General features: G+C 41.9%; 16 protein-coding genes. 9 read left to right on the top strand and 7 right to left on the bottom strand.

Going from position 1 to position 15,845, the window contains the following annotated elements; translation table 11 throughout:
• Positions 1–1,079 precede the first annotated feature (1,079 nt).
• The 8 genes from istA to MA_RS29170 all read left to right on the top strand — a co-directional run bounded on the left by istA (position 1,080) and on the right by MA_RS29170 (position 8,752).
• A complete protein-coding gene (istA, locus tag MA_RS07970; RefSeq protein WP_011020064.1) occupies positions 1,080–2,324 on the top strand; it encodes an IS21-like element ISMac3 family transposase in 1,245 nt (414 codons plus the stop codon).
• Positions 2,321–3,094 (top strand): IS21-like element ISMac3 family helper ATPase IstB, encoded by a 774-nt coding sequence (gene istB / locus MA_RS07965; protein ID WP_011020063.1) that lies wholly within the window; start codon positions 2,321–2,323, stop codon positions 3,092–3,094. The genes istA and istB overlap by 4 nt, the downstream gene beginning before the upstream one ends.
• 110 nt (positions 3,095–3,204) lie before the next feature.
• Positions 3,205–3,471 (top strand): hypothetical protein, encoded by a 267-nt coding sequence (locus tag MA_RS07960; RefSeq protein WP_011021546.1) that lies wholly within the window; start codon positions 3,205–3,207, stop codon positions 3,469–3,471.
• Positions 3,455–4,195: a winged helix-turn-helix transcriptional regulator gene (locus tag MA_RS07955; RefSeq protein ID WP_011021545.1), complete on the top strand. Its 741-nt coding sequence runs from the start codon at positions 3,455–3,457 to the stop codon at positions 4,193–4,195. The genes MA_RS07960 and MA_RS07955 overlap by 17 nt, the downstream gene beginning before the upstream one ends.
• A 277-nt stretch (positions 4,196–4,472) precedes the next feature.
• A complete protein-coding gene (locus MA_RS07945; RefSeq protein ID WP_157860132.1) occupies positions 4,473–6,296 on the top strand; it encodes a TolB family protein in 1,824 nt (607 codons plus the stop codon).
• 257 nt (positions 6,297–6,553) lie between these two features.
• Positions 6,554–7,321 (top strand): winged helix-turn-helix transcriptional regulator, encoded by a 768-nt coding sequence (locus MA_RS07940; RefSeq protein WP_011021543.1) that lies wholly within the window; start codon positions 6,554–6,556, stop codon positions 7,319–7,321.
• 392 nt (positions 7,322–7,713) lie between these two features.
• On the top strand, positions 7,714–8,184 hold the full coding sequence (locus MA_RS07935) for a LolA family protein (protein WP_157860131.1): 471 nt from the start codon (positions 7,714–7,716) through the stop codon (positions 8,182–8,184).
• A 217-nt stretch (positions 8,185–8,401) separates the two neighbouring features.
• Positions 8,402–8,752: an ion channel gene (locus MA_RS29170; RefSeq protein ID WP_157860130.1), complete on the top strand. Its 351-nt coding sequence runs from the start codon at positions 8,402–8,404 to the stop codon at positions 8,750–8,752.
• A 258-nt stretch (positions 8,753–9,010) separates the two neighbouring features.
• Here the strand turns inward: MA_RS29170 and MA_RS07925 are convergent, their stop codons facing one another.
• The 6 genes from MA_RS07925 to rpl7ae all read right to left on the bottom strand — a co-directional run bounded on the left by MA_RS07925 (position 9,011) and on the right by rpl7ae (position 12,813).
• Complete coding sequence (locus MA_RS07925; RefSeq protein WP_011021540.1) at positions 9,011–9,421, bottom strand: 30S ribosomal protein S6e; 411 nt, start codon at positions 9,419–9,421, stop codon at positions 9,011–9,013.
• A 176-nt stretch (positions 9,422–9,597) separates the two neighbouring features.
• Entirely contained in the window at positions 9,598–11,373 is a 1,776-nt protein-coding gene (gene infB, locus MA_RS07920; RefSeq protein ID WP_048065143.1) for a translation initiation factor IF-2, read from the bottom strand.
• A 135-nt stretch (positions 11,374–11,508) separates the two neighbouring features.
• On the bottom strand, positions 11,509–11,958 hold the full coding sequence (ndk, locus tag MA_RS07915; protein ID WP_048065142.1) for a nucleoside-diphosphate kinase: 450 nt from the start codon (positions 11,956–11,958) through the stop codon (positions 11,509–11,511).
• Between the two features lie 36 nt (positions 11,959–11,994).
• Positions 11,995–12,183, bottom strand: coding sequence for a 50S ribosomal protein L24e (locus tag MA_RS07910; RefSeq protein WP_011021537.1), 189 nt, complete (start codon positions 12,181–12,183; stop codon positions 11,995–11,997).
• Between the two features lie 21 nt (positions 12,184–12,204).
• A complete protein-coding gene (locus tag MA_RS07905) occupies positions 12,205–12,426 on the bottom strand; it encodes a 30S ribosomal protein S28e (protein ID WP_048065141.1) in 222 nt (73 codons plus the stop codon).
• Positions 12,427–12,450: 24 nt separating this feature from the next.
• Positions 12,451–12,813, bottom strand: a complete 363-nt coding sequence (gene rpl7ae / locus MA_RS07900; protein WP_011021535.1) for a 50S ribosomal protein L7Ae — start codon at positions 12,811–12,813, stop codon at positions 12,451–12,453.
• A 358-nt stretch (positions 12,814–13,171) separates the two neighbouring features.
• Here rpl7ae and MA_RS07895 point away from each other — a divergent pair, with 358 nt between their 5' ends.
• Positions 13,172–13,831, top strand: coding sequence for a TatD family nuclease-associated radical SAM protein (locus tag MA_RS07895; protein ID WP_011021534.1), 660 nt, complete (start codon positions 13,172–13,174; stop codon positions 13,829–13,831).
• A gap of 91 nt (positions 13,832–13,922) precedes the next feature.
• Here the strand turns inward: MA_RS07895 and MA_RS07890 are convergent, their stop codons facing one another.
• On the bottom strand, positions 13,923–15,380 hold the full coding sequence (locus tag MA_RS07890; protein ID WP_226990792.1) for a WD40 repeat domain-containing protein: 1,458 nt from the start codon (positions 15,378–15,380) through the stop codon (positions 13,923–13,925).
• Between the last annotated feature and the right edge of the window lie 465 nt (positions 15,381–15,845).

Here is a 15,845-nt window from a genome sequence, read left to right as displayed (position 1 = left end):
ATATCAAAAACTTTTAACATTTTAATCTTTAATACAATAACAGACGGCTCAAAGATTAAAAAATAGGGGAATTATTTTCGGGATAAGATAATATTAGGACAAATCAGAAAATGAGAAATCACTAAATTATGAAATTGTATCTCTAAATTTTACATTTCATTTTAAAATTCAGTATTGACAGATTAGTTTCTTTCGTAGTATACAACAATTTGACTTCGAATTTACGGCAAATTCACAACACTGCCATATCCATGAATGAATAAAGGCCTCTACCACCAGAGGGAAAGAAACATCATAGTTGCCATTGATTGAACAGACAGCCATATAGATGAAAATCTAATGCTACCAGATAAAAGGAGAATTTTTGATATCAAAACTGAGAGGGGAAAACTGAGAGGGGAAAACTGAGAGGAAATGTATATGATTGCCAAAAGCATGAGAGACAGGTTCACTGCAAAAGCCCTTGCCGTTATGAAATTAACCGATGTTTATGAGTGCAAATCCGGGGCAGGAGCCGGAAAGCAGTTCCTCTGAAAGCCTCTCATAAGTTCTATAAAAAATTTACGATTTTATCCGGACTTGGAGGATGGAAATAATCCTCATTTTCTCTCTTTTTTGACGAAATTTTTTCGATAGTAGATCATTTGATGCCTTTTTTCTGAATATCAATCTTTTTTGTAACAAGCCTTCATAAAGACCGGTAATGCTGGATTGTTAGAGACTATGGTCATAAAACTTATATGTCTGGACTTTTTAGGTTTTTTATGTGATATTATGAAAACATGGGAAGTATGTGTAATGCATAATAAGGACTGACAGTCGTTCCTGCAGTTTCAGCTTAAAGATGAATATGCAGTAAACTCTAACATGGAAGGCACTTTTGTTTCTGTTGAAATAGATTATATTGTTAGTCCCTGGGTAGAAAATTCATCTGATACGGGTCATTTTCTCTGTGCGGTCAACTCAATATATAACTCAGGGACAGACTATATGTCAAGGGCGGTTAAGAATCTTCCAATTTCGGCGGTTTAAAAACTTCCAATTCTCAATCCTTGTGAAAAGTTCGAGGATTGTAGATAATGCTGAAAACGGAGGAATGGCTATTGATACGAGATTTGTATTCACAAGGCTTCAGCATCAGTGAGATCTCTAGAAGAACAGGTTATGCTAGGGAAACTGTGAGGAAATATCTTAAAAAGAAAACTGCCCCAGAACCTCAGAAACGTCCGCCAAAACCGAGTAAACTTGATCCTTTCAAACCTTACATACAAGAAAAACTCAAAGAAGGTCCTTATACTGCTGTTCGCCTTTATAGGGAAATCAAAGAAATGGGTTTTGATGGAGGAAAAACCATAGTCAAGGACTTCGTAAGAGAAGTCCGACCTAAACAGGGAGTCCCTGCTGTACTCCGCTATGAAACAAAACCAGGTGTACAGGCTCAGGTTGACTGGGCAGAGATGGGAACAGTTGAGGTTGATGGAAAGGTAAAGAAACTCTTTTGCTTCAACATGATTCTTGGATATTCCAGAATGAGATATGTTGAATTTACACTGAGCATAGACACTCCCACTCTTATTCAGTGTCATCTGAACGCTTTTGAGTACTTTGGAGGATTTACACAGGAGATCCTCTATGATAACATGAAACAGGTTGTTATCAAAAGAGCCTTAAAATCATCAGATTCCGAATGGAACCCACAGTTTGAGGAGTTCTTCAAATGCTTTGGTTTTATTCCACGGTTATGCAGGCCTTACAGGCCTCAGACAAAAGGGAAAATTGAAAATACAGTCGGTTTCGTCAAGAGGGATTTCTTCCTTGGAAGAAGGTTTACCTCTCTCGAAGACCTGAACGCCCAAGTTCACAGATGGTTGGAAAGGGTAAATTCAACTGTCCACGGAACAACCTATCAAATCCCTCTTGAACGCTTTAAGGAGGAGAAACTGAGCCCTCTGGATCAGGTTCCTCCTTACAAAGTTGTCCATAAGGAGACCAGAAAGGTCTCCAGAGACTGTTATATTTCGTTCCTTGGAAATAAGTATTCTGTTCCTTACAGGTTTGCAGGGAGAACTGCAGAGCTTCAGATCCTTGAAGGAATATTCGAGGTCTATGTTGATTATGAGAAAGTCTGTGAACATGAAATCCTTCCTGGAAACTGCAGAGTTTCAAGGAAAAAGGAACATTTCCAGGGTCTCCTGAGTGAGATTCTTAAAGAGAACTCAAAATGCAAAAAAGATTCACAGATCCCGTTGAAGTTCTCAGATCCCGAAGTTGAAAAAAGGTCTCTTGATGTCTATGAAATATTTAGTGAAGGTGGTTTTGAATGAACAACTTCACCTATGAGAGACTTCACAATAACCTGCAATACCTGAAACTTAATTCTATCGAAGAGCTTCTGGATAACTACCTTGAAATTGCTGCAAGGGACAACAAGACAACAATGGAAGTCCTTGATTACTTGTTTGAACAGGAAAAGAAACACAGAGAAGCTGTTGCAATTGAGAGAAGGATGAAAAGTGCAGTTTTTCCCGTTAAAAAGACTCTTGAGGAATTCGATTTTGAATTTCAGAAATCCATTGATAAAAAAGCAATCGAAGACCTTGCAACCTTGAGATTTGTTCATAATTCAGAGAATGTCGTTTTCCTTGGTCCTCCCGGAGTTGGAAAGTCTCATCTTGCAATCGCTCTTGGGATTGAAGTAGCAAAAGCAGGGATTTCGGTTTACTTTACCAATACAGGAAACCTTATCGAGAAGTTGAAAATAGCAAATCGAGAAGGAATGCTTGAAAAGAAACTAAGGGACTTGATGAAATATAAAGTGCTGATAATTGACGAAATAGGGTATCTCCCATTTGACGAAGAAGGAGCTCACTGCCTATTTCAGCTGATCTCAAGACGGTATGAAAAGAGTTCAACGATCTTGACATCAAATAAATCATATGGAGAATGGGGAGAGATATTCAAGGACCATGTAATAGCGGCTGCTGTACTTGATAGGATTCTCCACCATTCAACTACGATTAACATCAAAGGGGAAAGTTACAGGCTGAAAGAAAGGAAGAAACAGGGAATAAAAACAGGAAATATATGCCAGTAATTTCTAAAAGTTTATGAAAAATTGAGTAAAATTTATATTAAAAGGTTGGCAAATTCTAAACCGCCCAAAATGGAAAAAAGTTAACCGCCCTTGACACTATAACACACTACGTGGGCGTAGGCTCAGGAATAAATTATCTTGAGGTGGATTTGAATTGGGGAGATACGATTGATTCCCTGACTCTTAGCATCTCTACACCCTCGGGAAGTAAGTTGGAACCCTACCATGATAATTATGATGGAAGCGTAAATGGCAGGATACGCCTTAACATAGATCCCTCTCAGGGATATGTGGAACAGGGAACCTGGCAGTTCAAGGTTTACGGGGAATCGGTTAGTGGATCTGAAGATTACACCTTTAATGTTTACCAGCGTTAAGCTTCAAAAAAAGCTTACCATTTTCTTATTATTTTTTTTGTTAACAGCAACAGCTGGAGCTACGGAATATATAGTAAAGCCTGTTCCAAGTGACCAGGTCGGAGCTTCAGTTAATGGAGAAGAGGTAGTACTACTAAAGGATTTTACAGTCTACTGGCAGTTTCTACTCTGGCTGGCTATCATGCAGATCTTGTCAGTAGTAGATATGCTGATCCTTCCTGCAAAGTTTCTTTTCGCAATCCTCGGGTTCCGGATTACGGAGCGTGCAAATGTCTTTGAGAACTCTAACCGCGCAAGAATCTACGAATATATAAAAACCAGACCCGGAGCTTACCTTAGTGAAATTATAGAAAATGCAGGAATAGGCAGGGGAGCAGCGCGTTATCACATCAAGATCCTGAAAGCCCATCACAAAATTGAAGCCTACAGTGATTCCGGGAAAACAAGATATTTCCAGAATAATTCCACTTATGGTGAAGAAGAAAAAAAAGTTGTTTCTGCGCTTCAAAACGCCACGAATCAAAGAATAATTTCAGAAATACAGAACGGTAACTGTAATACAAACCTGGCTCTTGCACGTGAAATCGGAGTTTCCGGGGCTACGATCAGCTGGTATGTGAAAAATCTTAAGGAAACAGGTCTCATAGACGAAACAAGAATTGGGAGAAGTATAATTTACAGAGTAAATCCTTCATACGAGACTTTGATAGAAAAATATGGATGAAAGTCTTTTGCTTTTCTTTCAGGTATGTAACTATTCCTTAATCCTGATTGTTAGAGACTATGGACAGAAAACTTATAAAGAGTCGATAATATGTGAATTTTAGAGTTAAAATATGCTCTGGAACGATGTTGGGGAATGTATACAGATTACCGGTTCTGAGTATGCTGGTTGAATAACTCGATATATCTTTCAAAATCCCCCACCAGTCTGTTAATTTTCTTCATAATATTCAGAATCAGTTGAAAAATAAACAAACTTTACATTTGCAGGGGATTGTATGCCAGGAACACTAAAAATAATCTTATTCTTAACCCTTCTAATTTCAAGTATATCTACAGGTTTTGCAGCTTCACCCGAAAATTTCAGTGTGAGTGTTGAAGAAATTATACCCATATCACAAATAGTGACTCCTTATTTTGATAGCCTTGTAGAATCTTCCAAAATCAACGTCAACGAAGAACCATCGTTTTATGGCTCATGGAGTCCGGACGGCAGCAGATTGGTGATAGATGCATTTTTCAACCCCATGACAGGAACCAGGCTTTACGCCGTGTATGTACTGAATGCAGATGGAAGCGGAATCCGAGAATTGGCATCAACCCCGAATAATACGAAGGAAAGAAGCCTCAGTATAAGAGGAGTATACTATCCCTTTTCTTGGAGTCAATGGAGTCCGGATGGGAGTAGGATCGGAATTTTTGCTAATATTTTCACGGTAAGGGACTTTTATGTAATTGCTGATCCGGATAACACATTGATTAAGACCGCAGGTAAATGTAATTATACAACAGTTGACAATATTAGGGAAAATATTCTGGACCTTGAATGGCAAACTAATTTTATTTGGAATCCGGAGGACACAAAAGCCCTTATAATAATGGATAAGGATCCTCTAAATGATCAATTATATTTAATTGATCGGGATGGATATGTACTCCAGAAGCTTACAGATACGTCTGATCGTGTAGAGACTGCAATCTGGAGCAATGATGGCAAAAAAATAGCATATAGTACTGGCCAGACCGAAGACGAAGAAACGGGTCTCTGGATTATAAACGAAAACGGAACTGAGAATAAGAGACTGGATAACGGAATTGTGATTGGCTGGAGTCCTGATGACAGCAGAATATACTATGTTGATGAAAACTTCAGTCTCTATTCAATTAAGGTCGATGGAACGGATAGATTTCAACTTTCAACAAAATCTTTTTCCAGAAATGAAGATGTTTTTAGTTTCAGTCCTGATAGAAAAAGCCTTATTTTCAGTACTGTAAACGATGAAGGAGTCACTATGTTTCTGACAGATTCGACAGGGAAAAATGTCCAAGTGCTTGAGGAGTTTTCAGGGCGTTGTGTCTTCAAACCCAGCTGGAGCCCGAAAGGAGATAAAATAGCTTTTACACAGGGCACGGACCTTCATACAATCAATCCTGACGGGACCGGAAAAAAACTTATCTCATCCGCAATAACCGACTATGAATGGCACCCTTCAGGAGACTTTATCAGTTTTATTGCATCGGATTCTGTTTTTGTTGCAAGCCCGGACGGATCAACAAAAATACAGCTTACTGAAGATGGTGACAATTATAGGTTTCTGAATGATAAATATCTGAGTGGCTGGAGTCCTGATGGGAGCAGACTGCTCATTAGCAATGGGTCCACAGATTTATCCATGATAAAACTCGAAGGATACGAAGATCCTCTCTCCATTGATTACCTGATACCTGCAGAAGGAGAAAAGTGCCAGCTAAGAGTTCGTTGCATGTCTGAACCTGTTGCAAATGCCCTGGTCACTCTTAATGAAAACGAAATTGGTTTTACCAACAACTCAGGCATTCTGAACTACAGCTGTCCTGCTGCAGGCAGATATATGATAAATGCCAGCAAAGCAGGATACAGGTCAGCAAGCAAAGTTCTTGTCGTGGAAGATAACTCCTCTGCATCTCCGGAAAAATCCGTAGTTTCTGAGTCGTCCTCTGATCCGTCTTCTGATTCCGAAAATGAGGAAATTCCCGGATCTGAATTTCAGGTTTCGGGCTTCAGATGGACTGCTGTAGTCATATTCCTTCTTTTTTTCGTCTGGAGAAGGAATTTTCTGTGAGGTTAAACACCTGAGAAATCTGGTCATTGCTCAGAAAATACAGGTCTAAAGGAAAATGAGTTTCAAAGTTCTCAAAATATAGTAGCAGTCTGACTATGAAAATTGATGATATTATAAAACAATAACTATGATGTCCAATTGAAACTTATTTCTTTTTCCTCAATTCATATAAGGAAGGATACATTTCAGTATAGGCCCCTCTCAAGGGACACGTGGAACAGGGAATCTGGAAGTTCAAGTATGCGGAGAATCGGTCAGTGGATTTGAGAGCTATATATTTAATATTTGCCGGCACCAAGTTTGAAAAAAAGTTTACCATTTGTCTGCTCCTTTTTCTTTTAACAACCACAGCCGGGGCTAAGGAATATATTGTAAGCCCCTGTACAAGTGATCAGGCCGGAGTTTCAGTTAACGGGGAAGAGGTAGTATTACTTGAAGACACAATAGAACCATACTGGCATTTTCTGCTATGGCTGGCTTTAATGAACGTCCTGTCTGTAGTAGATGTACTGATCCTTCCTGCAAAACTTATTTTCGCAATCCTCGGGTTCCGGATTACGGAGCGTGCAGATGTCTTTGAGAACTCTAACCGCGCAAGAATCTACGAATATATAAAAACCAGGCCCGGAGCTTACCTTAGTGAAATTATAGAAAAAGCAGGAATAGACAGGGGGGCAGCGCGTTATCACATCAAGATTCTGAAAGCCCATCATAAAATTGAAGCCTACAGAGAGTCCGGGAAAACAAGATATTTCCAGAATAATTCGACTTATGGCGAAGAAGAGAAAAAAGTTGTTTCTGCGCTTCAAAATGCCACGAATCAAAGAATAATTTCAGAAATACAGAACGGTAAATGTAACACAAACCTGGCTCTTGCACGTGAAATCGGAGTTTCCAGGGCTACGATCAGCTGGTATGTGAAAAATCTAAAGGAAACTGGTCTCATAGACGAAACAAGAAGTGGAAGAAGTATAATTTATAGCATAAATCCTTCATACGAGCCTTTGATAGAAAAATATGGATGAAACTCTTTTTTCTCCCCTTCGCTGAATCGGGTTGAAGCAGGTATAAGGTCAATCACCTTTGGAATGTTCTACATGTAGTTTCCTCCCGACCTATCTAACTGCTTTTCTACTGGCTTATTTCAGGCATGTAACTATTCTTCAATCCTGATTGTTAAAGACTATGGACAGAAAACTTATAAAGAAGTGATCAAAATTAGTTTTTGGAGTTCAGACTAATCCTCCCGAGTAGTTTTGAACCCCCTTGTGCCGGAAGCATGGTTGTGTTGGCCCTGAGGATTCTCAAGGCTTACCTGACCCTGCTTCTGAGTATAGGTAACTCCACCTGGTATTGTCAGACATTCCTCTTAAAAGCACAGGAAAGTGAGTTTGATATCGTTTACAAAAAACCGAATATGAAGAAAACAATTACAATGGGGACCGGGAATGAAACTGTAATGATCTATTATGGAAAAATGGAATGGCTGTACGGTCCCGAAACAAATGTTGTTCAGAAAATAATGGTTCCTGAAGAATACCAAGAATCGAATCTTGATTATTTCAAATTTTTTAATTATGTGTTTAATGAATATGATGTTTCTGTGCCTGGAAGTGATACGGTTGACGGGAGAACTGCATATCTCCTTGAAACAAAACCGAAAGAAGGAAAGGACGAAGATAATTTACTCGATGGGATCAGAATCTGGGTTGATGAGGAAACCTGGATACCCCTGAAGTATGAGATATACCTGGGCCCACAAAGAATGGAAATCGAAATTAGAAATTTAAAAATTAATACTGGCATTCAGGACTCCGAATTTGTATTTGATGTACCTGAAGGGGCGGAAGTAGTTGCAATGAATTTTGAATGTTTAACAAAAGCGTGACCTGGAGAGGAATCGATGTGCCTGTCGAAGGAGAGAAAGAAGCAACCATGGTTGTTGTTGCTTGAATGGATTCGGTATGTAGTCGAAATAACAACCGTGGCTCATCTCGGGGTATTACTAATTGGTGGTGATATTTAGCTGTGAGGCCAAAAAATGAACTATTAGCGAAAGTTCTCTAATCAATTAATAAGATTTCTCTAATCAATTAATAGGATATTTGATTGGTGGTGATATAATTTCCAGCAGCCCTTTTACGAAAATTTTCTATGGTAGTTGCCGTAAAATAGCTGTATTTATATTTTCGGTTCTAAGTTTGACAATAATTTCAGGCATTCTGATGTACTTTATAGAAGGAGAAACAGGTGGTTTTACTAGTCCATCCCTTAGTATCTACTGGGCTATAGCAACACTTCTAACAGTAGGCTATGGGGATGTGGTTTTACAAACAAGTGTCGGTAGAGCGATGGCGTCGTTTGTCAGTGTATTAGGACTTAGTATAATAGTAGTGCCTATCTTTATTGTAATAGCTGAGATTTTCGGTTTGCTATCCAGAACATTCTCTTGGTAACAGGGGTTGATTCAATATTCCTTTTTTCCAGGGTGTTTGAGAATATTCAGAGTGGGCAAATGTGAGGTCCCAGAGCTTCACTATTCTCGGGTAAAAGCCCTGACTTATTTGAAAAAATTTATCTGTATGTGCTGATGGAAAATCAATCTACCAATGAAAATGGAAAGTGCTGCAAAAAGGATCTCAAAACAGAGTTAAACGAATGAAATAAAAGAGTAAATGAGTATTTGAAATCCCGCCCGAGGGCGGAACTTGAATTTACTCTGCTGCCGGAGCTTCTTCTGCGGTTTCGAGGCCGAGAAGGGCTTTTATGGACTTGCTTCCATATTCGACGATCTTGGCGTTGACCTGGATGATGTCAGGAGCAATTTCTTTGCCGCGCATCATTTTTCTCCTGCGCTGTCCGGGAAGTTTGGGAACGTATCCCACACCTGTTGCGGTCAGGATTCTCTGTCTCCTGGGGCCCGGGAGGTCCGGCTTCATAACGAAACCGCTGCCGTCGCAGCCGCCAGTGATCTGGACTTTGTAGCCGGCAAGCCCGAAAATGGCACCGTCAACAACGTCTCCTATTGCTTTTCCGATTAATGCGTTTGCTTCGGCGTCCTTGATGTCGATCTGGTAAGCACGCCCTTCTTTTGGGTCAGAAACTACAACTTTGAAATTTGCCATGTGAAATCCTCCAATCAGATTTATCTGTAATATTTCCTTTGCCTTATCTGCCTTCTTTATCCGAAATTTATCCGAAATTTATCCGAAGTTTATCCGAATTTACCTGAATTCTTTCCCGAATGATTATTTCCCGAAACCCTGCTGAATCCTGAATTTGCTACCCTGCATATCAGGCATTACTTTGCCCAGAAAGGATTGTTTTTCCGTTTGAGTGTCAGGAAAATATCAAGAGTTTCCTTTTCATCGGTTGAAAGGGAGTCGTAGATTTCGTGCTCAAGAACCTTGGCATGCCTTTCAGGCACGTTAATATAGAGCACGTCTTCTTCTTTGATCTGCCTGCCTACGGTTGCACCTTCAATTGCCATTGCAACTTCTTTGCCTACCTTTGCAGAAGGAATATTTTCCCCTTCGGACTGCAGACCTTTGATCTTGCCCACAACGTTTCCGTTTTCAAGCATGACATCCGCATTTGTCCGCACGACTCCGCCAAGCACTCTTACCCCGACGACTGCGGGTTTGCTCTGCCGGAAAACACATCCTGGAAGGATCTTGAACTTTCCGGGGCGAATTATCGTTTCGAAAATCTTCTTCTCAGCCAGTTCCTGCTGTTCCTTTACGTATTTCTGGTAATCCTCAACAAGGCGGTAGATCACGTCACTTGTGAACACCTTTACCGTGCTTTCCTGCAGGAAATCTCTGGCGTCAGGGTGAACCTTAACATTGAAACCTATAAGCACCGAATAGAGGGGATCTTCAACTGTAGAAGCCTCAACAGCGTCCCTGTGGGAAATGTCTCCTACTTCAGCTTTCCTGATAGGGACTTCATCTTTCTGGAACTCGTGGACAAGGGCTTCAAGGGAGCCGAGAGTATCTGCTTTAATCATAACTCCGACTGATCCCGTATCAATCCGGACCTCATCAATCTCGGACTTTACCTGGGCTACAATCTCTCCAAGGGTTTCTTCCGTTGCAACCCTTATGGGAGAACCTGCAAGAGCACCATCAAGGCCAGGAGCGGAGATCTTTACCCCGGCTGCGGCAGTGACTTCACTCACCTGCTTAAACTTGCTCTCGTAGCGGATTTCCGAAAGTTCTCTCGGTTTTAAAAGAGCCCTGACCTTTGTCTGGATAGGCTCACCCAGGCTTCCGATAACAACCGTATCTCCTTTCTTTAATGTGCCGTCGTAGAGAATAACATCAAGGGTTGCTCCAAGCCCCTTTTCTTCCTTTACCTCAAGGACAGTCCCGACACCCGGGTTTTTTGCACTGTACTGAAGGTTTGCCTCAAGGAATTTCTGAGCAAGGCCTAAAAGCACCATCAGGACATCAGGAATACCTTCTCCCGTAACAGCACTTGCAGGGACTACACCCAGAGTTTTCTGGAAGTTTGTGACCCGGTCATACCGTTCGGCTGCAAAGCCCTGGTTATAGAGTTCACCTATTACCTCGTAGAGCTTTGTTTCAAGCCGTCCCTGAACATCCGGGGACTGCTTTTTGAAGGTAGCTGCAAAAGGCATGTCCTTCTGTGAAGCCCAGCCGCCAATCCTGTCGATCTTGTTAGCAACGACCACAAAAGGCGTCTTAAACCGCTTTAAGATCTGCAGGCTTTCGTAAGTCTGGGGTTTAAAGCCTTCATTTATGTCAACAACAACAATCGCAAGATCGGCAAGTGCGCCTCCCCTGCTCCTGAGGGTTGTAAAAGCGTGGTGCCCCGGAGTATCGATAAAAAGCAGTCCAGGAACCATGAAACGGTCCCTTAACTTTGGGTCTCCGAGCTTGTTGACAATCACATCTATAGGGACTTCGGTTGCTCCGATATGCTGGGTGATAGCCCCGGCTTCTCCACTGACAATCGCAGTACCCCTGATCTTGTCAAGCAGAGTGGTCTTCCCGTGGTCGACGTGCCCCATCACGCAGACTATAGGAGTCCTGAGATTTTTCTTGTCGGTCATATACAAAACCTCTCTCATTCCCGCGTCTTATTTGCTGCAGGTCCAGAAGGGTCCGGGTTTCCCCGGAAGGACCCATTTTGCAGGTAACGGATAACGGATTCGTGCCAGGCACGAAAAGGATCTGGCGCACCTGCATTACTCGTACAGACAGACCTCATCGACTCTGGAATACTTCCCGATTTCTGAGTCCTTGAAGTGGATAGCAATTTCCCTTGCTGCAGCTTCGGGAGAGTCGGAGGCGTGAACCACGTTTCTGCCTACGTCAAGAGCAAAGTCCCCACGGATAGTTCCCGGAGCTGCATCAACAGGGTTTGTAGCCCCGTTTATTGCTCTCATAACCTTAATTGCATCTTTTCCGGCAACTACCATCGAAACGGAGGGACCGGAGGTGATGAATTCGATAAGGGAGGGGAAAAAGGGCCTTGCTGCGTGCTCACCGTAGTGTTCTTTTGCAGTGGCTTCGGCAATAACGTTCATTCTGAGGGCAAGAATCTTCAAGCCTCTCTTTTCGATTCTGGAGATTACTTCCCCGACCAGTCCGCGCTGGACTCCGTCAGGTTTCACCATAACGTATGTCTGTTCCATATTCACACCTTGCTATATTTGAACTAATTCCGGCAGTTACGCTTTTTTCAACTGGATTTTGCCTTTCTCAGTCCACTCGGTGCGGCGCGGAAGCCTTCCAAGGGCGAAGTTGCTCATGCACTTGGAAGAGCACATGAAATAGGTGGAGCCGTCTTTTTTGACGTAGAGTTTACCGGTACCAGGCTCCAGCATCTTTCCGCAAAAATAGCATTTCCTCTGTTCCATTTATTTTCACCGTTTATCTTTTTACCTGGTAGTCAGTTTCTTTGCTTCTCTTGACGTTTCCAGAAGCATCAGAATGTCACCGATACGGACAGGGCCAACGCAGTTTCTTGTGATTACACGACCCTTGTCTCTGCCTTCCAGAACCCTGCACTGGATCTGGCTGGCTTCACCATGCATACCCGTGTTCCCGATAACGTCAATAACTTCGGCAGCAAAGCCGCCGATTGTGCTTTCTTCAGCCATAATCAGCACCCCATGTTATCAGGATTATTTAAGAGCTTCAAGTTTCTGAGCGATGTCCTGGACCATTTCAGCTGCTTTACCTGCATCCACAATTGCCACGGTTGCACAGGAGACTCCAAGTCCGCTGGCTGCACCAAGTTCTTTCTGGTTCTTGATGAAGATGTAGGGAGCTTTCTTTTCTTCGGAAAGAGGGCCTATGTGAGCGACGATCTCTGCAGGCTCAATGTCTTCGGCAATCAGGACAAGCTTTGCATTGCCTCTTTCGATTGCTTTTGTGGCTTCGTTTGTGCCCTTTTTGATCTTTCCGGTATCTCTGGCAAGTTCCAGAGCTTCAAGTGCTTTGTTTGTGAGTTCTTCAGGAACATCGAATTTAGCTAATTGTGCCATTTAAGTTTCTCCTTCGAAATTGCGGGTCTCGCAATTTTTCATCAATCATAGGTTTTTAACACATATCTGTCAACATTGAAAATTCAAATTCCTAAAAAAAGAACCTGAAAAACCTTCAATGCGGAGAGTAAATGAGTTGAAACATAGATACTGCTAGCTAAATGCTGCAGACTGCACCTTACAAGTACATAATCACCTATAAACTTTCTGCTTGAAAAGTGGGGCAACAGGAAGTGAGCTTATATAAACCCGTAAACAACGAAGTCTCTAAGAAAATCAAGAAAATCCCGCCTTCTGCGTCGGATCTGAAGCTGAGGAATGGGGTAAAGGAAGGAGCCAAAAATCAGATAAATGCGTCATGGTTATAAGGAATGTGAGGACTTTGATCCGTATGAATACAATTTATTACGAGGCCCATAATAATCTTTATCTTAACCTTACAAACCGCTGCAGTGCGGACTGCGTCTTCTGCATCCGCAACTTTGCAGACGGCGTTTATGGGTACGACCTGAGGCTTTCAAAAGAACCAACAACGGAAGAGATTCTCGAAGCCCTTGAAGGGCTCGACCTTTCTAATTACAGGGAAGTTGTGTTTACAGGGCTTGGAGAGCCAACCCTCAGGTTCGATGTGGTGCTGGCAGTCACCCGCTGGCTTAAAAGCCGGGGCATAAGGGTCAGGCTTGATACCAATGGGCATGCTGCACTGATTAATCCTGAACTGGACGTAGTTTCCGAATTAAAAAATGCAGGCATGGACTTTATTTCAGTTAGCCTCAATGCAGAGTCCGAAGAAAAATACAATAAACTCTGCAGACCGGTCCACAAAAATGCTTACAGAGAAATACTTGATTTTGTAAAAAAGGCAGGAGAAGCGGGAATCCCTACCAGGGTTACGGTTGTTAAAATTCCAGAAATAGATGTGGAAAAATGCAGGCAGGTTTCAGAAGAACTCGGTTCGGAATTCCACATCAGGACGCTTTCCGAGGCTGCAAGTAAAGAAATAAGGGGAAATAATTAAAGGATATTTGGGGTAACTCCTTATTTCAGGAGTTACCCTTTCAGGAGTTATCCCCGTTTTACATCTTTTCCCGCTTTTTAGTTTTTCTCAGTTATTCCCTGATATCTTTCTCTTCAAGGTCCTCAAGGTTCTCATCGTTCTTTTCGTGATATTTGACGAGCCTGCGTTTCAAGAAGAAGACCGTACCCGCCAGAGCCCCGAGAAGAAGGGCAGCAGGAAACTTTATCGAATCAAACTTCTCCAGGAGTTTTAAAGAACTCTCTTCAGTAGGTAACTCCTCAGAACCCGGATTTTCCCCGGTTTTTGGGTTTCCGCTCACGCTGCTTGAGGTAGCTGGAGCGTCTTCGACTTTATTTTCAACGCCTCCGGTAACTGCCGTTTCTTCTTCTATTGGCTTGATTGTTTTTTCGGCAAGAGAAGTATCTGTTTCCTTTGTAGTTTCTTCTGGCAGGAAGCTTTCGTCTCCCAGCAGCAGGGCAAAAGCAGTTGGGTTTCGCTCAAAAAGGTATACTGCTCCCGCATCACTCCCGACCGCTATAGTTGTGCTGTCGCGTGAAACGTCCAGGCTGTTAATATTTCCTCCGCAGTTGTAGTTCCAGAGTTCTTCTCCGTCCATATTAAGGACATAGAGGGTATCGTCCCAGCTTCCGGCTGCAATGAAGGAGGAGTCGGCAGAGATCTCAACGGCATAGACGTCATCTTTTGCCTTGTAGTCCCATATTTTTCCTCCGGTGCGGTTGAACAGGTAAATCATATCATCAAAACTTCCTGCCGCAAGATATGCGCCGTTGGTTGTTAAAGAGACGCTGCTGACCCAGTAACCCGGGTTGTTCATCCAGGAAAATTCCCCTTTGCGGTCAAAAAGATAAACATTATAGTTAGATCCCCCGGCAGCCACATAGTAAGCATACGGAGTCATACTCACGCAGTTAATCAGGCTTCCGGTTTTTCGGTTCCATATCGTTTTTCCTTCGCTATCAAAGAGATAGACATAATTGTTAGCATTTCCGACTGCCACATAAGTTCCGTCTCTGGATATCGCAATGCTGCGGACAGCTGCCTCGGAATCAAAACTCCACAGCAGTTTGCCTGCACTGTTCATGAAATATACTTTCCCGTCCTCGCCTCCTGCGGCTACATACAGGCCATTGGAGGATACTGCAACGCTATTTATGTTGCCTCCGGTTTTGTGGGACCAGAGAAGATCGCCTTCCCGGTTAAAAAAGTACACTTTTTTGTCGTTACTTCCTGCCACAATCCGGGATCCATCTGAAGAAATAGATACTGTATAAACTATATCTTCAGTCTTATAATTCCAAAGTTGTGTCCCTCTGGAATCAAATAAGGAAACGTTGCGGTCAAACCCCCCGGCTACAAGATAGTTTCCGGTTGAAGAAAGTGATACGGTATTTACTATGCCCCAGGTTTCACATTTGCATAACAGGTCAAAAGCCTTGAGCTCCGAAAGGTTCACATCCCCACTATCCAGAGCATGAGAGTCTGCTGCTTCTGCTCCTGAAATAAGGCAGAAAAACAGACTCAGTGTCAAAAGTAACTTTGTTCCTGATGAATGTTCCATATAATTTATAATGAATTACTTTATTACACATGAATTTTTTGTTACAGTAGTCAGACAGGAAAAATTAATAAAATTTATTTATTCCTGCTTACAAGAAAGAAGCAGTAATAATTAAATTATAGATATATTATCAGTATTGTTAAAACTCAAGAGTTCAAACGCAAATGTTTGATTCTCATGTTGCTAAAACTAAGAGTTCAAACGTAAATGTTTGCCTGATTTAGCAGAAAAAATTCGGAAATTCTGAAAAAAAGAACTACTTTTTCCTTTATTCGGAAAAGGGATAGTTTAAGGTTTGAGCAGAGAGTTTAAGGTTATATTTTGGCATCAGCTGTAAGCGTGCCAGTAGCTGTAAGTCTGCCGAATGAATAAGCTTCTTCCTTATTCATTTGCAGTTATCTTGTCGAGTAATCTGTTTTAACTTTTTTAACTTTT

This window comes from Methanosarcina acetivorans C2A (assembly GCF_000007345.1).
GTDB classification, from domain to species: Archaea; Halobacteriota; Methanosarcinia; order Methanosarcinales; family Methanosarcinaceae; genus Methanosarcina; species Methanosarcina acetivorans.
The sequence above is the reverse complement of the archived record's forward strand: the minus strand, read 5'-3'. Positions and strand labels throughout refer to the sequence as shown.